The sequence below is a fragment of the Vibrio fluminensis genome (genome assembly GCF_015278125.1).
Lineage (GTDB): Bacteria > Pseudomonadota > Gammaproteobacteria > Enterobacterales > Vibrionaceae > Vibrio > Vibrio fluminensis.
In genome coordinates, this window is record NZ_JADILO010000003.1 from 118,033 (window position 1) to 138,977 (window position 20,945).

A 20,945-nucleotide genomic window follows, 5' to 3' on the forward strand; every position below is an offset into this window, starting at 1 on the left:
AGGGAAATATGCAGAAGATAAACATTGTTTGGTTTAAACGAGATTTACGCTTAAGTGACCACAAACCACTCGAAAAGGCATTAGCGCAAGACTTACCCATTGTACTCCTCTACATCTTCGAGCCCATGCTTTTAGAAGACGAGCACTATTCGGAGCGCCACTGGCGTTTCGTCTGGCAATCACTTCAAGATATCAACACAACTCTTAAAGCACGCAATCAGCAAATAACGATACTCGGTGGTGATGCCACTCATTGCTTTCAAGCAATTCACACCCAACACCAAATCAATGCTGTGTTTTCTCATCAAGAGATCGGGCTCAACGTCACCTTCATGCGTGACCAAGCCCTGTTGCATTGGTTTACAGAACAAGGCATTGAATGGTATCAGTTTGAATATGGCGCGGTGATCCGTGGTGCAAAAAATCGTGACGACTGGGATAAAAACTGGAACAAAGTGATGCGCGAGCCAATCACACCAATCGATCTCACTCTTGCACCGCTAACCACCCTCAATGCCAAACAACTTAAATGCAAATTCACTCCCGATATAGCTTGGTTAAACAAAGAACAAGGGATGCAAACAGGAGGCAGCACATTAGCTTGGCAAACACTGGACGACTTTTTTAATCGACGTGGTAAAGAATACTATTGCAACATATCCAGCCCAACCGCGTCACGTTCTGCATGCACGCGTCTTTCGCCGTACCTCGCTTGGGGAAACCTGTCGTTACGCCAAACCTATCAAGCTCTGCTTTCACATTGGAACGAGCCCGGATTTCGACGAAGTTTGATCGCACTATCAGCGAGACTGCACTGGCATTGCCACTTTATCCAAAAATTTGAGTCTGAATGTGACATGGAGTTTCGTTGTGTCAACCAAGCCTATGACGCCTTACTGACACAAAGTTCAAACAACAATATGACGCATCTAGATGCCTGGAAAACGGGGAATTCTGGCGTGCCTCTCGTTGATGCCTGCATGCGTTGTTTGATCCATACCGGGTACATCAACTTCCGGATGCGAGCAATGTTAGTGAGCTTTCTCACGCATCACTTAAACATAGATTGGCGCCATGGCGTCACTCACCTCGCCCAACTGTTTCTCGATTTTGAACCCGGTATCCATTATCCCCAATTTCAAATGCAAGCAGGCGTTACCGGAACTAACACCATTCGTATTTACAATCCGACCAAGCAAGCACAAGAAAAAGACCCAGACGGGGAGTTTATCCATAAATGGGTCAATGAATTGGCATTAGTGCCACCACCGCTATTGTTCGAACCTTGGAAAATGACGCCAATGGAAAGCGCGATGTACCAACTGAGCAGTGATAGCTGCTATTTGTCGCCGATTATTGATGTGGATTTAGGAGCGAGACAAGCCCGAGAACGACTATGGGGCTGGCATAAACGCGACGATGTAAAAGCGGAAAGTGCGCGGATTCTTGCTCGTCATGTAGCCAAAAAGCGACGTCCAAGCACCGTGGTAAAACAGTCAAAAACAGCTAAAGCACCGAGTCGTACTTAAATTGCCGACTCGCTTGGCACGTGCGAGCGAACGTCGCATGAAAACTCATTTACATCGTGCACGATTTATTGCCGCAACACAGCAATTGATCACGATTTTACTTGCATCGCGCAAGCCGCACAGCAAAATAGAATCATCAAATCCCAACCAGACTAGATAGACAACTTGAGTAAAGAGCCAAAAAGAATCCAATCTGTTGAGCGAAGTTTTATCATTCTAGAAACACTCTCTTTAAGCGATGCTCCGCTTTCTTTGCAAAGCATAAGCGAGTCAGTGCAACTTAATAAGACCACTGTGCACGGTCTATTAGCAACCATGTGCTCACTTGGCTATGTGACCAACAGTAAACATGGTTACGCATTGGGGCTGCGCTTTCGCGAACTCTCGAAGCCTTTGGAGCAAAAAGACGAAGTTATTCGTCGTCACTTTTCATCGTTGCTTAAGAACATGGCGCAATTAACCAATAATACCGCGTACTTAGCCATTAAGAGTGGTCAGCAAGAGTATCTATACATCGATGCCATTGAAAAAGATAACCCTCTCACCATACGCAGTCCGAGGGGAAAGCGAGAAGGCTTAGCAACGTCAGCGATTGGTAAAGTATTTTTAGCCTTTGATAAAGCGCTGCAGCGTCAATTCAGATTGCAAAACGCACTCCCTCAATCGCTCAACGATGAACTCCAAGAAGTCATTCGTCTCGGTTTCGCCCTAGATTTAGAACAAGCTGAGCCGAACCTGCACTGCCTTGCTTTTCCGCTCTATTTGTCCGGTGAGCTTGTCGCGGTGGCTGGCGTGAGCGGCGCCGCGACAGAGCTGACACAACCACGCTTGGTTCATTTTGCTCAGACCTTTCTCAAGCGACAAGCCTAAGTCAAATTCAACAATCACCGACCAGAGGTTCGACAATGTCGAATCTCTACACTTTTATCCTCAGATTTCAGCATTGCAAAAGAAAGCACCCCTAAAATCCACTTCGGCTTCTGCCTGCACGATGATGATCTGCAAACGGAGCCGCTGTATATCGTTGAAACTAAGGAATTGTCATGTCTACTGTACTCATCACCGGAGCAAACCGTGGTCTTGGTTTGGAGTTTGTTCGTCAATATGCCGAAAAAGGTTGGCACGTATTGGCAGCTTGTCGTTCACCTGAGCAAGCCGACAAGCTCAACCAGTTAATCGCAGAAAACCAGCAAATCAAGTCACTTAAGTTGGATGTTGCCGTTGAATCGGATATCAACGGACTTCCCGAACAACTGCAGGGGCAACCTATTGATCACCTTGTACTGAATGCTGGTGTTTTGGGCGAAGATTGTGCAAAGCTTGGTGAAATGACCCAAGCAAAATGGCTGGAAGTATTAACCATAAACACAGTAGCGCCAGCTCTACTGATTCAAGCGCTGCAAAATAATGTTGCCGCTAGCGAATACAAAACCATCATCGGCATTTCAACTCGCGTCGCGAGTTTAGGTGACAATAGCTCTGGCAATATGTATAGCTACCGCACCTCCAAAGTTGCGCTTAACCAAATTTTAGTCTCAGCAGCACAAAATCTACGTGATAAACAAGTGAAGACACTTGCGATTCATCCAGGTTGGGTTCAAACAGACATGGGTGGAGAGAACGCTCTGTACACGCCTCAAGAGAGTGTTGCGGGTATCATCGAAGTAGCAGAGAGCCTCACACTTGAACAATCTGGCAGCTTCCGCGTATTTGATGGCTCAACAGTTGAGTGGTAATAAGCCTTCTCACTTATGTGTCGAACCACACAAACAATAAATGCGACAAAGCAGCCAAAATGGCTGCTTTGTTTGCAATCGCTAAACCTCGCGAGCACTTTCTAAAACTCATAAGTCATAGATAAGTGAATTTACGCTACCATTTCACAATACCCAGCGTAACCTTCACACCACCGACTAAGGTTGAGCCACCATAATCTTTGGTTAATCGTAACAATGTGTCATGAAAACCTAAGTTAGGAAATGCGCGTTCGACTTGCTCAATATTCTCTTTACTCATTCCTTTGCGTATCGTCCCTTTTGTTGCATCAATCCAATCCGCCTTACGGCATGCTTCAATCACTTTTTGATGTGGACCTTTATAAGCAGAAATTTTATGGTGCCAATGAATCGCGCCGCGTAAAGCATCAGGATCTAAGCCCCACTCATGTTGCGCATTATCAGACAGCGCCAATAACTCGGAAGGTTCAAGGTAAGCTAACTCTTGGTCAGTCCACAAACCAATATCATGATAAACAAAAGCGGTCTCGACTAACTGCTCATATTGCTCATCATTATCTAGAAAATGCATTGCGTAGGTAATCGTACGATAGACATGATTGCGATAGCCTGGGTAGTCATCACCCATAAGATCTTTAAACTTGGTAAACAAAAGCTCAACGCGCGGTCTATCAAGTTTGATCTCAATATGCGGTCCTAGTTGCTGTGACATCGCATCGCCCCTTATTGTTTTGGCACACATCCACTCACGATCAAGCGCGCACCTTTAGTATCTATGTCATCAATAAAGATAGCAGAGTCTCTACCAGCAAGGAGCATACGAAAACAATGTTGCTTTCCTAAACAATCTGCGTTTATTACCGCTTATTACCACCCTCCTCACAACGCCTCCTAATAATGTCTGTCCCGATAGAAAAATTGTGCCGTTTTTAAATCAAATATAGTGGTGATCTAATTACCTGATTTCATGGCCAGAAATGCCGACTGGGGCAGAAAATGATAAATATGACATTTACTAGACAAATTGTTTGTTGTCTTTCTTATCAATCAGGATTAAATTTCGATCCTCTTATCATTTTGAACATACCGTCCGTGCTGCGTTTTCGTCCTCAACTCGATTTTCCGTTGCTTGCCGCGATCGTATTTTTGATCGCCGCGGGCAGCCTTAGCGTCTGGAGCGCTAGTGGCTTTAGTGAGCCAATTTTACAACGTCACCTCGCTCGTGCAGTGATTGCCATTGGTGCGTTAGTGATACTATCTGCCGTACCGGCTAAAACTCTGCGCAATATCGCCCCCCCCCTGTTTGGCTTGGCGGTCACCTTGCTATTAGCGGTGGTTATTGCAGGCGATGCGACCAACGGGTCAAAACGCTGGCTAGCACTTGGGCCAATTCGCTTCCAACCATCAGAGTTGGTTAAAGTTGCGGTCCCAATGATGACCGCGTGGATGATTGCAAAAGATCCCGGTGTGCCTTCATTTAGTAAGATCCTCTCATGTCTCGCTCTGACAGCGATTCCGGCAGCATTGATTGTAGTTCAGCCTGACTTGGACGGCGCGATCTTTACCGTTATCTATTCATTGTTTGTACTCTTTCTTGGGGGCATGAGCTGGAAGATCATCGGCTCGGTTATCGGCATTGTTGCCACTGCGATACCGATTCTCTGGATGTTCTTTATGGAAGAGTATCAGAAGATGCGCGTAACTCAGTTCCTCAATCCAGAGTCAGATCCATTGGGTGCCGGCTACCAAATCATTCAGTCGTTGGTGGCAATTGGCTCCGGCGGCATTCGTGGTAAAGGCTATATGATGGCTACGCAAGGGCAACTGGGTTTTATTCCAGAGAGTCATACTGACTTTATCTTCTCTACCTTTGCTGAAGAATGGGGTTATATGGGCAGTGTAGCCTTAATTGCTACTTACTTGTTTATTGCGGCACGGACATTATGGCTCGCAAGTCAAAGTGATTCAGCATACTCTCGCCTAGTGATCGGTGCGCTATCTCTGAGCTTTATGCTCTACTCCTTTATCAATATGGGCATGGTGAGTGGTATTTTGCCTGTAATGGGTAGCCCGCTACCCTTTATCAGTTATGGCGGTACAGCAATGATCACCCAAGGCGCTTGCTTCGGTATCATCATGGCGCTCGCGCCAAGAAGGCGAAAAGCAGGTACCCCATTCTCTGCGATGGGGCATGCGCACTAACTGTTTTGAACCCAACAAAATAAAAACCGAGAGACAGAGTTCCTGCTTCTCGGTTTTTTTATATCTGCTACTCACATCAGTAATCTAACGTTCCACGAATTGGATAGTGATTATTTGGATCTCGAATCCAAGCCAAACCACGAGTCAGCGCACCTAACTCAGGTCGTACGAACGGATTGTTAGAAATATCGACCACATGCAAATCGCCTTGCTCGTTGACGATAAATAGTCCTGGCTCGGCAAAATTATGATCTGTCTCTTGCTCTGAGCGAGGAATAGAAATGTACAAACCTAACAACTGCATCTGTGATTGAGTTAAACCAAACGCGATTGGGAACGAAATGTCTAGCTTATCAAGGTGCTCGGTTAATTGCTGTTTTGAATCCGCACTCACCGCAATAACACCAACTTTAGCATCAGCGAAAGCCTGCTTATAGCTCTCAAGTTCATTAAGATATTTAGTGCACAACGGACAATGTTTTCCACGATATACAAAGACCGCTTGCCAACTCATCCCTTCCTGCGGCTTTCCCAGTACAACCGTCGTATTGTCCAACAGAGTCGCGCTTACATTTGGAAACGCGTCGCCAGCTTTCAACTTCACTGAATGTGCCATTGATCTCTCCTTACAGAACCTTAGCAAAGTTAAGCACAAACAAAGTTGAATACAAGTTGGGGTGAATAACCTATATGTTCATCATTTACGCAAACTCATAACAGAAAATTATAAAAATAATAATTTTTGATAATTTTTATTTGTTCGCTAATCGCCCTATTCTAAGTCCAGATTCAATTTCCTGCGCTAGCTGTTGCAAAGCTGGGCAAAAAGAAAATAACGGGGGCAAGATGAAATTTCTTCACACTATGATCCGAGTAGCAGACCTAGATAAATCTATCGAGTTCTACACCAAAGTACTCGGTATGAGCGTACTGGACCGTTTTGAGAACCCAGAATACCGCTACACGCTTGTGTTTGTTGGTGATCCAGAACAACCAGATGGCGCCGCTATTGAACTGACCCACAACTGGGATACCGACAGCTACGAGCTAGGCAACGCATTTGGTCATTTAGCGCTAGGCAGTGAAGATATTTACGCCGCTTGTGACAAAATCAAAGCCCTTGGTGGCAATGTCACCCGTGAACCAGGTCCAATGAAAGGCGGCAGCACGCATATCGCTTTTGTTAAAGACCCTGATGGTTACCAAATCGAACTTATTCAAACCAGCAAGTAAGAGGTATTGTCGATGCAAAACGCAATGTTTAACACTATTCAACTTGGTGAACTTACTCTCGCGAACCGTATTGTTATGCCACCAATGACGCGCTCACGTGCCAGCCAACCTGGTAACGTCGCAAACCAAATGATGGCTGACTACTATGCACAACGCGCAAGCGCTGGTTTGATTGTCGCGGAAGGCACCCAAATCTCAGCAATGGGTCAAGGTTATGCTTGGACTCCAGGCATCTACAGCCAAGAGCAGATTGCTGGCTGGAAGTTAGTCACTGACGCTGTGCATGCCAAAGGCGGCGCAATCTTCGCTCAACTTTGGCACGTAGGTCGCGTGACTCATCCTGACAATATCGGTGGTATGCAGCCAATTTCGTCTTCAGCGTTAAAAGCAGAAAACGTAAAAGTCTTTATCGACAACGGCACAGATGAACCAGGTTTTGTGGATGTGGTTGAACCACGTGAGATGACCACTGAAGACATCAAGCAAGTGGTGGCGGAATATCGCCAAGCTGCTCTGAATGCGATTGAAGCGGGATTTGATGGCATCGAGTTACACGCAGCAAACGGCTATCTAATCAACCAATTTATTGATTCTGAAGCGAACAACCGCACTGACGAATACGGTGGCAGCATTGAAAACCGCTTACGCTTCTTAGGCGAAGTGGTAGAAGCAATGACGGATGCGATCGGCGCGAACCGAGTTGGTGTTCGTCTTGCTCCATTTACTTCGCTTAACGGCACTGTCGATAAAACGCCAGTTGAAACCTATACCGCAGCAGCAGCGCTACTTAACAAGCTTAACGTGGTTTACATGCACATTGCTGAAGTGGATTGGGACGATGCTCCTGATACTCCAGCGGAATTTAAACGTGCAGTTCGAAACGCTTACCAAGGTGTCATCATCTATGCAGGTCGCTATGACACAAAGAAAGCTGCGAAAGCACTGGAAGATGGATTAGCGGATATGATCGGTTTCGGTCGTCCATTTATCGCTAACCCAGATCTGCCAAACCGTATTCAAAATGGCTACCCATTGGCAGCGCACGATCCTGCGACGCTATTTGGTGGTAATGAAAAAGGTCTGCTTGATTACCCAGAATATCAAGCAAGCTAACCCTATTGGCTTAAGTAACCAAAGAGTGCACGCTCTATTACCTAAGCTCAATAACTCAAGAGGCTAACACTCCCCCCAGTGTTAGCCTTTTGTTCTACTGACAAGCAGCAACAAAAAATCAACAACTGACTATTTATTCCCCTTCTAGCCATATCCAACAACTTAGTTAATCGGCTAAAATTTCTTCGTAACAAGTTGATCTTGCTTCATTTTCAGCAAAAATATTTTTTATCATTTTCATTCTGTCAAGGTGCATTTATAAAACATATTGCATCAAGATCTCATTATTCGACGGTAATTACACCATTTCCCCATTTTTTGTAGGAATCATCTGTCTTGCTCGTATTTCGTGCTTTCTGTCTAATGCCATACATGCAGTGGATTATTTGTTAAATAAATTAACAAATATCTATTTTAATCATCTATTTAAGAACATTAGATACAATGAAAAAAAGCACACTAACTCTAATGCCAACCGTTCTAGCGCTTGCTATCGGTATGGCATTACCAGCCGCTCAAGCTGCGGTAAGCACTGATGCCAACATCGTAGGCTCTGAAAGCCAATGGTGGAACACTTACAAAGTCACTCTAACCAATGACGGTGCGAAGCCAGTTGAACTGCGCGGCGCGAAAGTTGTGTTTAAATCAAACATCTCAATGTCAACGCCATCTTGGTCTGCGCAAGGTATCAGCTACCCAGGCATGAAATTCAGCAGCAATGCTCAAGGTGACACATTTAACAACACGCTAGCTCTATCATTTGATACGGGTAGTTGGATCAAATCTCAGCTGCAAGCTGGTGACAAAATTGAACTAACACTTGGTGTTAGTGGTGTGCTTGATCTTGCTCTACTTCAAGACACTGTTCGCCTAATCGCAGATGACGTCGAAGTGGGTGAACCAGAGATCTCTATCCAACTGGCTTCTCCAGTCAATGGCGCTGAGTTCACTGAAGGTCAAAACGTTGCAATGCGTGCAAATGTAACGGTAACCAATACTGAAGTAAAAACCGTAAAATTCTTCGTTGATGGCGCACAAGTTTCAAGCCTAACGCAAGCCCCTTTCCAAGCGAACTGGAAAGCGGTAGGCGAAGGTGTTCACACTATCAAAGCAGTCGTTGAAGATGAGTCAGGTCTAACTCAAGAGCAAGCCGTTAGCATTACTGTAAAAGCAGATGAAGTTGAGCCACCAGTTGTACCTGAAGTGCACGAGCTAACCTTCATGGCACCAACTCAAGGTCAAACTCTGACTGTGGGTGAAGCGACAGCGATCAAGGCTCGCGTAGATGGAGAACTTATCACTAAACTTGAGTTCTGGGCGAACGATCGCAAGCTAGGTCAGCGCGTTATTAACCCTGAGCAAACTGTTTACACTCAAACTTGGACACCAAGTGAAGTGGGTAATGCAAACCTGAAGATTGTGGTTCTTGATAAAGACAACCAAATCGTTAAGCAAAATGCACTTACTGTTGTGGTTGAAGAAGAAGAGAGCTTTGTAGCACCAGAAGTTCGCTTCCTAGCACCGGCAACTGGGTCAAAGTTTGAAACGGAAGAAACAATCTCTATCTCGGTAGGCGCGACTGATGCAGACCAAGATCTCTCTCAAGTGGTAGTAAAAGCGAACAACCAAGAGATCTGTAACTTCGATGCCAACACTACGCAAAGCTTCAAGTGTGATTGGCAGCCAACTCAGGCGGGCAATGTAACGCTAAAAGCAATTGCGACCGACGCACAAAACCTATCAGCAACGTCTCAAATTCGCATTACTGTTGAAGAAACAGCTGTTGAGCCGCCACCAGTAACACCACCAGGTGGTCTGTGTGCCGACTTCAACGTTTACCCAGATTGGACTCGTGGTGACCACGCAACTGGCGGCGACATCATGGTACACAAGAACATCGCTTACTCAGCGATCTACTGGACCAAATCGATTCCAGGTAGCGATGACTCATGGTCACTACACCTAAACTGTGACGGTACAGAGCCAGGTACTGCGCCACTGCTATCACTACCAAACCCTATGGACCCAGTACGTCTAGAAGTGGCAGGTTGGCCAAATACGTTTGTTGTGGCTAGCCCATCAACAAATGCACCGGCGACAACAACGATCGCAGCAGCAAACAGTGATGCACTGGCTGATACTGACCAACTGACTCGCGCGTTTGTGACCATCATTGAGCAAGCTGAGCTAGCTGGCACTTCATCTATCATCCTAAGCAGTGATGTACTGGATGTTACAACGCTAGATAAAGGCGCATCATTTGGCAACGTAGCGGTTAAGCAAGCACTAACAAGTGCTATGGATATCACTGGCAGCCAACTTGATATCGACGCTATCAATGCACTGTCTGACGATCTAAAAGGCTGGGCGCAAGCGCATAACCTAATCATCAGCACTATCGCGCCTGAAGCAAGCTTCGGTTGGTCACTAAGCATTGGTGACTTCGCATACGATACGCACTCTGGTCGTCAATCAGTGTGGGATGAAGCGTCAGTATTTAGCGCAGACCTACTAGCGACACTTGAGCTTTACAAAGCCGACGCAGCAAACAAAGCGGACTTCGTGGTGTTCACTAAATCAGCAGACACTGAAGCGTTAACAAGCGACCAGTGGCACAACGCGCTTGAATACGTGAAGCAAGTTTCTGACTACGTGAAAACGCCTGCGATGCTAGCAAATATCCCTACTGACCAAGCATCTGGTTACTTTATGGGGGATTCTGCGGGCAAACCACAACTACGTAAAGCAGCGTTCAGCAACGTATTTGCACTAACGTTTGACCAAGATAGCCAAGCACTAACAGCGAAAATTGAAGCTTACCAAGCCGCTAAAGTACCACTTTACTACGTCGGTGAAGAGCTAGAGAAAGGTTCGCTAACTCGCATCGAAGCGCTAAACCAACAGCTAGCCGATGCTGAACATGCGATGGACAACGAAGCGTTCCTATACGAAACACCGCAGTCACAGTGGATTCCATCAACTGTTTACAAATGGAACGACTTCCTAGACGGCTTGAATGCGATGCACAACATCGGTGTTGCTGGTAACAAGTTCTGGCTAATGAACGACGAAGCGGACGATGCAACCAACATCACTTACGCTAAAGTCGCGATTGCAGCCTTCCTTGCGCAAAGTATGCAAGAAACTATCCGTTACAACGCATGTGACGAGAACAACTGGTCTGAAACTAAGTACGGCGCGCCGGCGGATTACCCAATGACCGCGAGCTGTGGTCAGCTTGGTCAGAAATACGCTGACTACGGTGTTAACCCAGTATCTGGCTTAGACCATGCTTACTCTTGTCCGCGTGACAACAAGATGGAAGTGAGCGCGCTCACTCACGCTAAGTGGTACGGTGCACCAGCGCCAGTATTTGCAGCACCTGATGCAGTACTAGAAGAGCGTGGCCTACTGGTGAACGGTGCAGCTGGTCGTTGGACTAACAACGGTCACTGTAACGATGTACCAGAGCAAGTTGACACTTCTAAGCAAGTTTGGGAACGTGATAACTGTAAGATCTACGTTGGTCAAAAAGCAGGTAGCTTCATTTGGGATGGCAGCAGTGAAGAAAGCGTTGAAGGCTGTGGCTGGTGGGGTCGTGGTGTAATCCAGACAACAGGTCGTCAAAACTTCGGTACGCTAAACCACTACCTAGGTCGTTCACATGTTGATCCTGAAACTATCGGTAAGACAATTGACGGTGTAACCGTTGAAGCGCCACCAGCGAACCCGCTATACGCTGAACTGGATTTCTGTTCAAACCCAGGTTTGATCTGTAGCTCAGAAGAGAACAAAGAGATCAAGTGGATTGCAGGTCTATTCTACTGGGTAACGTCAGTACAGGCTTACAACGACGAAGGTGGTCAATACGCAGATTGGAACTACTACAACGAAATTAAGAAATACGTTGATAGCGGTCTGCAGGGTTCTCAGTTCATCGATGACGTATCAGGTATCGTAAACCGTGGCTGTCCTGACCTAACCTGTACCACTGGTGATGTTCACAACGTGAAAGAGCGTCGTGAGAACTTCAAGCTGGTACTACAGAAACTTGGTCTTGACCCAAAATAAACGGTAAACGCCCGAGAACACTCAACTGGTGATAGTACCGGTTATTTAAGCCCCCAACTTCTTGAAGTCGGGGGCTTTTTTATATGCGTTCTATTGATATGGCGCGTCATTCTTCCAAGCTAGTCCCAATTTTCAATGATTACAGTAAATAAATTCACACCCTGCTGTATGAATTTTATGCAACCCGGTAGAATTACGTGCTACTCACATCACAATGGACGTTTGTGATGCCAATGAATAAGGATAGGTATGAAAATTCGCGTAGGAAAAAGCTTCTGTTTGTTCACTGTTATTATTGCAAGTGGTTTTCAACAGTTGGCGGCAGCAGAGCAATGTGATGTACGTATCAGTGGTAAAGTGCCACAAAATGTCAGCTTAGAAAACGTTGAAGTATCAACCTACAATAAGCGCTTTCCTATCACAAGCCGTGACTTTTCCATCTGCGCGAGCAAACAAGATCTTGCTATCTACGCACGAGTATCACCAAATAACAAAGTGTATCTCATTGATAGAAGTGGTGATATGCCAGATTACCTCTACTACGGTTTGGCTTTCATTCAAACCAAAGAGCTACACCTCAATGCCGCTTCTTCGCTGATTGACGGTATTTGTCAAAACCGTTGTGGTTACTATGCCAGTAGCAGGATTCAATCTTCTCCTGAATTGCAATCTTTTGCCCAGCAATACCAGAGCACTTTTGCCCAAGGAAAAGAAGCGCGGAGAGCCTTTTTTAAGGAAAACAATCCTAAGTTAAACGCCCTATATGGCGCTGGCATAGAGGTTAACTCAATAGAGCCCATCGATTCAGTCCCTGGTGTTGACCCATATAGCGGCTCAAGCCGATACTTTTTTGATCAAAAACGGCTAAAATCGGCTGAATTTAAGGAAACCTTTAAAAGCTCTATTCGAAGTAAGGTAGAAAAAGATGAAGCATTACAGCCATTAGTGGGAGAGCACGCAGAACAACTTAAAGCACTAATGGTCGGTAATGGCACTTGGTCAGAGCGCGTCGATAAAACTCATGCCTTAATTGCACAGCTGAACGACCAAAATGGTATTGCTGCTCCAGCGATCATTGATACGTTACAAGTAAGTTTAGAAAATGCCGAACGTGCTGCTGATGTGTTTTTGTACAACGATGGGGTAAATCCATTCCCCAGTTTAACCAAGGCTCAAAGCTCTTTTGATTTGGTTTTAGCCAATTGGACGATTGCCGCGTATACCAATGCCCAAGATAAGCATAAATTTGCCGCGCTATTTACAGAACGCTTTAAACAGCAAGAATTACCGCTTAACCGCACAACCGATAAAGCGTTAAGCCGCTTAATGGCGCTACCTTCAGTATTGAGTGGTACCATTGCCCCTTCTGTAGGTTATCAAGCTATTCAGATTGAGTTTAATAATATTTTGCCCGATTCAACTACAAAGTATGAGTTTCAAGATGCCCTACATCAACTCGTGTTTATCTACGAAAAAGGGGCATGGCGTTTAGATCAAGTTCATCAGTTGAAATTGTCTCATTTTGAACAATGACTCTTGTTGGAACGTCACGAACGTAATACCAATCAGGATAACTAAGTGGTCGGCAAGAATGAGCAAAGACTTATTCTAATTGGTATAAATCATAAATGACGAATCCAGATCCCTACTTTTAAAGTCGTGTTCTTTTTTCGAAAATGTAGATCCTTATCAATCCACATTGCTATCGATTGAAAAGCACAACAACTACCACAAAAAAACTCATTGAAATTAATTTTTAATTTATTTTGAGTTTTTTTGTCATAAAATTAATCTCGAAAGCTCCTATTATTGTGTTTATCACCTCGACTAAGGAAAACACGATGAAACGTACATTAATCACTGCAGCATTACTTTTAGCTTCATTTACTAGCTCAGCAATGACTTTAACTAGCCAAGATATTCAAGAAGGCTCGCGTATGGCTGATACCTACGCCTTCAATGGTTTCGGTTGTAGCGGTGATAACTTATCCCCCCAACTGAGCTGGAAAGATGCACCGGCTGGTACTAAGAGCTTTGCAATTACCGCCTATGACCCTGACGCACCAACAGGTAGCGGCTGGTGGCACTGGGTTGCTGTGGATATTCCAACCTCTGTGACCTCAATTGAGCAAGGCGCATCAAGTAAAGATTTTCCAGCCAAGCAGATGAAAAATGACTACGGCACGACGGGTTTTGGTGGTGTATGTCCGCCAAAAGCCGATGGTATGCACCGTTATCAATTTACAGTTTGGGCGCTACCAACTGAAAAACTCGAGCTTCCTCAAGGCGCATCAAATGCGATTGTCGGCTATATGCTTAACGCTAACGCCCTTGATAAAGCAACGCTTACCGCAACGTATGTTAACGAGTAATGGCATCGACTAACTCCCTGAGGCAGACATGAATAAACCTTTAATCCATACCGTTCACTATCGCGGGAAACGCGAGCAACCACTGAACAACGTGTTTATTCATGCGCCTACTATTATTTGGGTCGACCAGGGCTTTAAACAGCTCTGGTGGCACGAACAAAGTCTAGAGTTCAATCGTGCTAACTGGATCTTGGTGCCTGCTGGACAATACCTCACCTTTGTCAATACGCCAGAACAAAAGCTGTTTCACTCGCGGGCAATGGCACTCAATCTCGCACCACCGGCTGACTGGCTAGATCCAGAGCAACCCGTAACCGCCAATAGTTTTCCGCAAATTGCGACAACGCCACAACTCGAATATTGCTTTGATTTGGTCAGTAAAATGAGCAGCAAAGGTTTGTCTTATCAAACTCAAAAACAATTGCTACTCGGCTTTTATGCTGAATTACGAGAGATTGGAGCGTTAAACAAGCTGTTTCCCAATAATCAACAGATGGTGCGCGACAAACTCGCTAACTACTTAAGCTCTGCTCCAGGAGATGATCACCGTATTGAGGTTGCCGCAAATCACCTTGCCATGAGCCGCGCGACACTAACGCGAAAACTCAATGCTGAAGGCTCTAGCTTTCGCGAGGTGTTGGCTGAAATTCGCATGAATCACGCAATAAACCTGCTGCAAAAAAACTACAGTCAAATGGAGACGGCCCTCGCCTGCGGCTATCAATCTGAATCTCGTTTTAGCCAAAGGTTCAAACAGCAGTTTGGTCTGACGCCTCATCAATATCAGTTAACTTTATAACTGGCTAATTTAAACCTAATACCCTTCGTGACTTTCAGTTAGAATGACTAAAGCCACCTCAGCATAGGGTCTGCACTTGATCACCAATAAAACACTCACCTTCGCGAGCGCCAATCTATTTAATTTTATTGCGCCACCGAATGCGTTTTATGACTTTGAAAACATCTATGACTCTGACGCATGGAATGCCAAATGTCAGTGGACTAGAAATCAGTTGTTAACATTCGATGCCGACATTATCGGCTTGCAAGAAGTGTTTAGTATCGAGGCAGCTAAAAACTTGTTTGCTCAAATGGGCTACCCCTATTTTGCTACAGTCGACACCCCTCACGTTGAGAGCGACTATATCTACTCGCAACCGGTCGTCGCACTCGCCAGCAGATACCCGATACATCATTTGCAAGCGGTTACGCCTCCAACTTCAATTGGAGAAGGCTACAAGGCAGCGGTGCCAAATTTCAGCCGTCGTCCAATCTTTGCCATTGTTGAAGTACCTGGTATTGGTGAAATTGCCGTATATGTGTGCCACTTAAAATCACAACGTGCCACAGAAAGTATGTCAGAAGAGCACACTCATCTGTTAGTTGGGCAATGGCTCTCTAGTCAGCAGCGAGGCTGGGAAGCGCTGATGCTGCGTGTATTCATTGAACAACAATACCAACGCAAGCCAATGCCGACTGTGCTCATGGGGGATATGAATCAAACACTGACCAGCAATATCACAGGGCTACTTGTACAACCAACTATGTCATCTAACACTTTCTCGCTGCAAGATAGTTGGGATATCTACGCGCAATCGCATCCTGAGCAACATCGCCAAGCGACCCACTACCATTTTGCTCAGGGTAACGTACTAGACTACATTTTACTGTCGCCAGAATTTCAGCCAGACTCCCCCTACTCACTAGCCGATGTTACTGGCTATCAAGTGATCGATAAACATCTAATCAATCCGAGTTTTGAACAGGATAAACAAGCCAGTGACCATGCGTTTGTCGCTGTCACGGTTCAATTCGTACTTTAAGGAATTTGTTAGCTAAAACGCCAACTATGTCATGCTGAACATGGGAAGGTGAGGGCTAAACACCTCCTTAAGTTATTCCCCCCTTCCCTTCATCGCTTATTCTTTACCTCACTATTTCTTGTGCCAATCACCCAACTGATTGACTTATCAACAAATGCTGACATAAGTGTAACCTGTTAGTGATAGAATCAACTGCCATACTCAAACGCAGCGGAGATCTCTAATGAATAGCTCCACATCACTACAAGCACTTTTAGTTGAAGACAATTTTGAGCTTGCCGAAATATTGGTGGAACATTTCGAGCTAGAAGGCATTCAATGTAACCATGTATCAAATGGCATCGCAGCACTTGAGCTGGTTGCAAACAGCTACCATGATGTAATCATCTTAGATATTAACCTACCAAGAATGTCTGGATTAGAGGTTTGCAAGGCGATTCGCGAGTCAGGCTCTGCAGTACCCGTTATCATGTTAACCGCTCGAGATTCTCTACAAGACAAACTAAAAGGCTTTGATTCTGGGGCTGATGATTATCTGACTAAACCTTTTGCGTTTGAGGAGCTGATTGCTCGTGTGAAAGTACTTTCAAGACGCCGCAGCGGTGAAGTAAGCATTCTAAAAGTCAAAGACTTAGAACTGAATATCAAAAGAAGAATTGCCCTGCGTGCTGGACAAGAAATCAAGCTTTCACCCACTGGATATAAGATCTTAGAGATACTCATTCGAGAAACGCCAAATCCAATCAGTCGTGAAAGCCTAATACAAAAAGTTTGGGGAGATGAACAACCTGATTCCAATAGCCTCAAGGTTCATATGTTTAAATTACGCAAAGCCGTTGATGACCTTCATGAAGATAAATTGCTACATACAATTAAGAACTTCGGATTTGTGCTTCGCTAGGCAGCACATAACTTAGTGAATACATACAGCGTAACTTTCAATGGAAGTCTGACTGCCGTTAATGTACGTGACCTTGCGAAAAGTTGATCATCATGACACCTATCACAACCAACGCAATACCGCCCCAAACCATTGGCTCAAGGTGTTGACGATAGACAAAAGTCGAAATCAAGCTTACCGCAACGATGGCTAACCCAGCCCACAGAGAATGCACCACACCGACCGCCATGCCTTTCATCGCTTGGCTTAAAAATAGAAATGCGGCTAGATGCCCGACGATGACAAACATCGCAGGGAGAGGTTTTGAGAAACTGAAACCATCCGTTGCTTTCAATGCAACGTGAGAGAGCGCTTCGGACAACACGGCAAAAATAATAAAAAGCCAACTCATCAAAATGTTCCTAATAAATAAAAGTCATGGATAAACTTAGACTGCTGTGTAAGCAAAAAAGCATTGCATAAAGGGACAAAATAGGTGTGCAATTAAAATGAAAAGGCCGAGAGAAACAGTTAAACCTCGACCTTATTCATTGATAACCTGAACCTTAATGAAAAGGCTCAGAGATACTTACTTATCCATATGAAGAACAGTACGGATAGACTCACCTTTGTGCATCAGTTCGAATGCTTCGTTTACGTCTTGTAGACCCATGGTGTGAGTGATGAACTCTTGCAAACCAAATTCACCCGCCATGTAACGCTCAACGATTTCTGGTAGCTCAGAACGGCCTTTAACACCACCGAATGCACTACCACGCCATACGCGACCAGTAACAAGTTGGAATGGACGAGTAGAGATCTCTTGACCTGCACCAGCAACACCAATGATCACAGATTCACCCCAACCTTTGTGGCAGCACTCTAGTGCTTGACGCATCACGTTAACGTTACCGATACATTCAAATGAGTAATCCACACCACCATCAGTCATCTCAACGATAACTTCTTGGATTGGTTTATCGAATTTCATTGGGTTGATGCACTCTGTCGCGCCAAGTTGTTTTGCTAGCTCAAACTTGCTCTCGTTAATATCAACACCGATGATGCGGCTTGCGCCAGCCATGCGAGCACCGATAATTGCTGATAGACCGATACCACCTAAGCCGAATACCGCAACAGTGTCGCCTTGTTCAACTTTTGCTGTGTTAAGTACCGCACCCATGCCGGTGGTTACGCCACAACCTAATAGACAAACTTCTTCAAGTGGCGCTTCTTTGTTTACTTTCGCCAGTGAAATTTCTGGCAGTACCGTGTACTCAGAGAAAGTCGAACAGCCCATGTAGTGGAAGATAGTTTCGCCGTTGATTGAGAAGCGGCTAGTACCGTCAGGCATTAGACCTTTACCTTGCGTTTCGCGAACGGCTTGGCATAGGTTAGTTTTACCCGATTTACAGTACTTACATTCACCACACTCGGCCGTGTAAAGAGGGATAACGTGGTCGCCAACTTCAACGCTGGTTACGCCTTCACCAACCATTTCAACGATACCACCACCTTCGTGACCCAGAATTGAAGGGAAGATACCTTCTGGATCGTCACCTGAAAGAGTGAATGCGTCAGTGTGACATACGCCAGTTGCTACGATGCGAACTAATACTTCGCCTGCTTTTGGAAGTTGAACATCCACTTCTTCCATTTTTAATGGTTCGCCAGCTGCCCAAGCAACCATAGCTTTTGATTTGATGTGAGTTTGACCTGGTTTGATTTCAAGCGCCATGGAATTTCTCCTCTTAGGCCTTAGCAAAAGTAAGACCATCATAGATGTAAATTAATTAGAAAGAGCTTGGCTAACTGTTTTTGCCTTCGCTGTTTCGGTATGGGCTTAGTATAGATGTTTACGTATTTTTGATAATCCCAGCAAACTGAAAATGATTATTACACATTAGTAATAATCATTTTGTGTGAGCCGGTTTAGCCAAAATGCAAATCCAAAAAATTAGAATGAATAAGAAAACAGCTTAACTCTAATCACTTAGAGTTAAGCTGTTGATGAGATAATACGGTTCGATGCTCGCGATGAACAAAGCAAACAAAGAGAACTAACTAAAAATAATCGTCACTTCTCGACCATTCGCTTCAATGGTTTCCTGATATTTCCAGTGATACTTTGTACAAATTTTTTTGACTAGCATTAAACCTAAACCAAAACCGCTACTGTCGCTCTGACAATCCTCCAAGTGTTCGACGTTGATAACGTCGATACGAGAGTGTGTTTGCACCACTTTCACATGACCATTCGAGGTATGTTGAAACGCATTGCGAACCAAATTAGTTATCACTATTTTGCACATTTCAGAGAAGTGTGTGCATTCTGAGTCATCAACACGAACGTCCACCGTCACTTGCTTGCCATCAAGTAGATAACGATGCTCATTGATCACCTGCTCGACCAAAGTGCCTAGAAACACACTTTCACGTTGATGCTCAAGATTAAGGTCTCTCTGCAACCACAATAAACTTTCACACAGATTCGACATCGCGACACTGTTGTTGTGAATATGCCTTAAATTCTTCAGGATTCGCTCTTTAGGTCGATCACTGATGATCATTTTTTCCAGCAATTCGGAACTAGAACGCATCACAGAGATAGGCGTTCTAAGCTCGTGACTGGCATAACGAATAAAATCTTTCTCACTATCGAGCGTTTTCTTCACCGTATTGAGAGATGAGCTAATCACTCGCGCGGTCACATTGAGTTCGGAGAACTTAAAGTCAGGTACCTGTGAAAAATCATTTTTCTCGCGCAAGTTGACAGCCCACTCTTTTAACTCTTCAACTGGTGTCGTGATTTTTTTCACTATTCGATACACCGCTATCAAACATAGAAACAGTACGCACACAACAAACGCAGCAATATCACCTTGATGAGGCATCACATTAATGTCAATGCTATCGGTATACTCGTCAAATGCGGCTTCATTTAGCTTGAGTGCAACATATTTATTGCCTTTATTGGTTTGGCATTTAAGTAAAAAGTAGGTGTATTCCCGGTCACGATCAGCTTCAGTCGTTTCCACGCGTTTCACCAATTGGTTAGCAACCAAGTCATCGCGACTATAGATTCGTTGGAAGGAGCGAGGTAAATCTTGCCAATCTGCAGCGATCGTAAACGGAGGTACAGTGACAGGATGACCTTTCACTGGCGCTTCTGTCTCAGCTTTTATTAACATCAACGAGCGAGTTACCAGATCAACACCTACATAGAGGTTATAAGAGCTATAAATGCCCGAGCCAATCGCCACCAGCAGACCTAATGAGATGCCTACTGAAGCGATATAAACCCTTAAACTCTCTCTAATTTTCAATTCTAATTGACCCTAAGTCCAAAATTGTCGCGCACATTAGCACTCACTGTAATCAGTGACAAACTCACTGCGGCCAGATTCACTCTTATTCGAGGGGATATAGTGAATACGACAACCAAATTCTTCTATATCGCGATCGTTGGCGTCTATTTCAGAGAAAACATGGAAACCACCCTCATAGTCACCAATGAGATTCAAAGAGTGCTCGGCGATAAACTCGTCATTAAGTTTGTAGACATCTAAATCAACCAACTGCTTTAACTGAGAAATAATCGCTTCATCCGTAATTGTAAAAAACGGATGATCATCTTCATTCGTTACTCGAATTTGAATATCATTAATCAACATACAACGCATCTCTTGGTGATATCGACAAGGAACAAACTGCGTTGAAGGAAGCTCTACACGAGCGGCAAATAATTCAAATGATGCACTGAGTGCTGCTTTGGTCCCCTCTAACGCTGCGATACGTGCATCCGTCTTGTGACCAATAAATTTAGGTATCGCAACCGCTGATAAAATAGCCAAAATCACGATAACAACAATCAATTCAATAAGCGTGAAGCCTTTGTTTTTCATCTAAACTCCGAAGACAAACGTAAGAAATCCCCAAACAACTCGTTTGGTTAGAAACAAATAGGAAAGAAATAGCGCCAAAGC

General features: G+C 44.7%; 18 protein-coding genes. 12 read left to right on the forward strand and 6 right to left on the reverse strand.

The annotated features are described in order from the left end of the window. Positions 1 to 8: 8 nt before the first annotated feature. From IRQ95_RS04315 to IRQ95_RS04325, 3 genes are all read left to right on the forward strand, one after another. A complete protein-coding gene (locus IRQ95_RS04315; RefSeq protein ID WP_194435772.1) occupies positions 9 to 1,529 on the forward strand; it encodes a cryptochrome/deoxyribodipyrimidine photo-lyase family protein in 1,521 nt (506 codons plus the stop codon). A gap of 165 nt (positions 1,530 to 1,694) precedes the next feature. Further along, positions 1,695 to 2,399, forward strand: coding sequence for an IclR family transcriptional regulator (locus tag IRQ95_RS04320; RefSeq protein ID WP_194435773.1), 705 nt, complete (start codon positions 1,695 to 1,697; stop codon positions 2,397 to 2,399). 173 nt (positions 2,400 to 2,572) lie between these two features. Then, entirely contained in the window at positions 2,573 to 3,265 is a 693-nt protein-coding gene (locus IRQ95_RS04325) for an SDR family oxidoreductase (protein ID WP_194435774.1), read from the forward strand. A 136-nt stretch (positions 3,266 to 3,401) separates the two neighbouring features. Here the strand turns inward: IRQ95_RS04325 and IRQ95_RS04330 are convergent, their stop codons facing one another. Beyond that, on the reverse strand, positions 3,402 to 3,977 hold the full coding sequence (locus IRQ95_RS04330) for a phosphohydrolase (protein ID WP_194435775.1): 576 nt from the start codon (positions 3,975 to 3,977) through the stop codon (positions 3,402 to 3,404). Between the two features lie 380 nt (positions 3,978 to 4,357). Here IRQ95_RS04330 and rodA point away from each other — a divergent pair, with 380 nt between their 5' ends. Next, positions 4,358 to 5,467, forward strand: a complete 1,110-nt coding sequence (gene rodA / locus IRQ95_RS04335; protein ID WP_194435855.1) for a rod shape-determining protein RodA — start codon at positions 4,358 to 4,360, stop codon at positions 5,465 to 5,467. A 76-nt stretch (positions 5,468 to 5,543) separates the two neighbouring features. Here rodA and IRQ95_RS04340 read toward each other — a convergent pair whose 3' ends face one another. Next, a complete protein-coding gene (locus IRQ95_RS04340) occupies positions 5,544 to 6,083 on the reverse strand; it encodes a redoxin domain-containing protein (protein WP_194435776.1) in 540 nt (179 codons plus the stop codon). Between the two features lie 230 nt (positions 6,084 to 6,313). Between IRQ95_RS04340 and gloA the strand changes: the two genes are divergently transcribed. From gloA to IRQ95_RS04380, 8 genes are all read left to right on the forward strand, one after another. Then, on the forward strand, positions 6,314 to 6,700 hold the full coding sequence (gene gloA, locus IRQ95_RS04345; RefSeq protein ID WP_194435777.1) for a lactoylglutathione lyase: 387 nt from the start codon (positions 6,314 to 6,316) through the stop codon (positions 6,698 to 6,700). Between the two features lie 12 nt (positions 6,701 to 6,712). Continuing rightward, on the forward strand, positions 6,713 to 7,813 hold the full coding sequence (locus IRQ95_RS04350; RefSeq protein ID WP_194435778.1) for an alkene reductase: 1,101 nt from the start codon (positions 6,713 to 6,715) through the stop codon (positions 7,811 to 7,813). A 444-nt stretch (positions 7,814 to 8,257) separates the two neighbouring features. Beyond that, positions 8,258 to 11,884, forward strand: a complete 3,627-nt coding sequence (locus IRQ95_RS04355; RefSeq protein ID WP_194435779.1) for an Ig-like domain-containing protein — start codon at positions 8,258 to 8,260, stop codon at positions 11,882 to 11,884. Positions 11,885 to 12,133: 249 nt separating this feature from the next. After that, positions 12,134 to 13,417 carry a hypothetical protein gene (locus IRQ95_RS04360; protein WP_194435780.1) on the forward strand — a complete coding sequence of 428 codons (1,284 nt, stop codon included), beginning with the start codon at positions 12,134 to 12,136 and terminating at the stop codon, positions 13,415 to 13,417. A 308-nt stretch (positions 13,418 to 13,725) separates the two neighbouring features. Continuing rightward, entirely contained in the window at positions 13,726 to 14,256 is a 531-nt protein-coding gene (locus IRQ95_RS04365; RefSeq protein ID WP_194435781.1) for a YbhB/YbcL family Raf kinase inhibitor-like protein, read from the forward strand. A 28-nt stretch (positions 14,257 to 14,284) separates the two neighbouring features. Further along, complete coding sequence (locus IRQ95_RS04370) at positions 14,285 to 15,055, forward strand: helix-turn-helix transcriptional regulator (protein ID WP_194435782.1); 771 nt, start codon at positions 14,285 to 14,287, stop codon at positions 15,053 to 15,055. 76 nt (positions 15,056 to 15,131) lie between these two features. Continuing rightward, the gene (locus IRQ95_RS04375; RefSeq protein WP_194435783.1) at positions 15,132 to 16,079 is read left to right on the forward strand and encodes an endonuclease/exonuclease/phosphatase family protein; all 948 of its coding nucleotides are present in this window, start codon (positions 15,132 to 15,134) and stop codon (positions 16,077 to 16,079) included. Between the two features lie 223 nt (positions 16,080 to 16,302). Further along, a complete protein-coding gene (locus IRQ95_RS04380) occupies positions 16,303 to 16,980 on the forward strand; it encodes a response regulator transcription factor (protein WP_194435784.1) in 678 nt (225 codons plus the stop codon). 58 nt (positions 16,981 to 17,038) lie between these two features. Here IRQ95_RS04380 and IRQ95_RS04385 read toward each other — a convergent pair whose 3' ends face one another. From IRQ95_RS04385 to IRQ95_RS04400, 4 genes are all read right to left on the reverse strand, one after another. Further along, entirely contained in the window at positions 17,039 to 17,371 is a 333-nt protein-coding gene (locus tag IRQ95_RS04385; RefSeq protein ID WP_194435785.1) for a DMT family transporter, read from the reverse strand. 177 nt (positions 17,372 to 17,548) lie between these two features. Next, entirely contained in the window at positions 17,549 to 18,697 is a 1,149-nt protein-coding gene (locus IRQ95_RS04390; protein WP_194435786.1) for an S-(hydroxymethyl)glutathione dehydrogenase/class III alcohol dehydrogenase, read from the reverse strand. Positions 18,698 to 19,019: 322 nt separating this feature from the next. Beyond that, positions 19,020 to 20,285, reverse strand: a complete 1,266-nt coding sequence (locus tag IRQ95_RS04395; protein ID WP_194435787.1) for a sensor histidine kinase — start codon at positions 20,283 to 20,285, stop codon at positions 19,020 to 19,022. A 36-nt stretch (positions 20,286 to 20,321) separates the two neighbouring features. Next, on the reverse strand, positions 20,322 to 20,864 hold the full coding sequence (locus tag IRQ95_RS04400; RefSeq protein ID WP_194435788.1) for a type IV pilin protein: 543 nt from the start codon (positions 20,862 to 20,864) through the stop codon (positions 20,322 to 20,324). Positions 20,865 to 20,945 lie beyond the last annotated feature (81 nt).

Coding starts and splice junctions, on each gene's coding strand:
- IRQ95_RS04315 (WP_194435772.1), top strand. CDS start 9: ATGCAGAAGATAAACATTGTTTGGTTTAAACGAGATTTACGCTTAAGT.
- IRQ95_RS04325 (WP_194435774.1), top strand. CDS start 2,573: ATGTCTACTGTACTCATCACCGGAGCAAACCGTGGTCTTGGTTTGGAG.
- IRQ95_RS04330 (WP_194435775.1), bottom strand. CDS start 3,977: ATGTCACAGCAACTAGGACCGCATATTGAGATCAAACTTGATAGACCG.
- IRQ95_RS04340 (WP_194435776.1), bottom strand. CDS start 6,083: ATGGCACATTCAGTGAAGTTGAAAGCTGGCGACGCGTTTCCAAATGTA.
- gloA (WP_194435777.1), top strand. CDS start 6,314: ATGAAATTTCTTCACACTATGATCCGAGTAGCAGACCTAGATAAATCT.
- IRQ95_RS04350 (WP_194435778.1), top strand. CDS start 6,713: ATGCAAAACGCAATGTTTAACACTATTCAACTTGGTGAACTTACTCTC.
- IRQ95_RS04355 (WP_194435779.1), top strand. CDS start 8,258: ATGAAAAAAAGCACACTAACTCTAATGCCAACCGTTCTAGCGCTTGCT.
- IRQ95_RS04360 (WP_194435780.1), top strand. CDS start 12,134: ATGAAAATTCGCGTAGGAAAAAGCTTCTGTTTGTTCACTGTTATTATT.
- IRQ95_RS04365 (WP_194435781.1), top strand. CDS start 13,726: ATGAAACGTACATTAATCACTGCAGCATTACTTTTAGCTTCATTTACT.
- IRQ95_RS04370 (WP_194435782.1), top strand. CDS start 14,285: ATGAATAAACCTTTAATCCATACCGTTCACTATCGCGGGAAACGCGAG.
- IRQ95_RS04380 (WP_194435784.1), top strand. CDS start 16,303: ATGAATAGCTCCACATCACTACAAGCACTTTTAGTTGAAGACAATTTT.
- IRQ95_RS04385 (WP_194435785.1), bottom strand. CDS start 17,371: ATGAGTTGGCTTTTTATTATTTTTGCCGTGTTGTCCGAAGCGCTCTCT.
- IRQ95_RS04390 (WP_194435786.1), bottom strand. CDS start 18,697: ATGGCGCTTGAAATCAAACCAGGTCAAACTCACATCAAATCAAAAGCT.
- IRQ95_RS04400 (WP_194435788.1), bottom strand. CDS start 20,864: ATGAAAAACAAAGGCTTCACGCTTATTGAATTGATTGTTGTTATCGTG.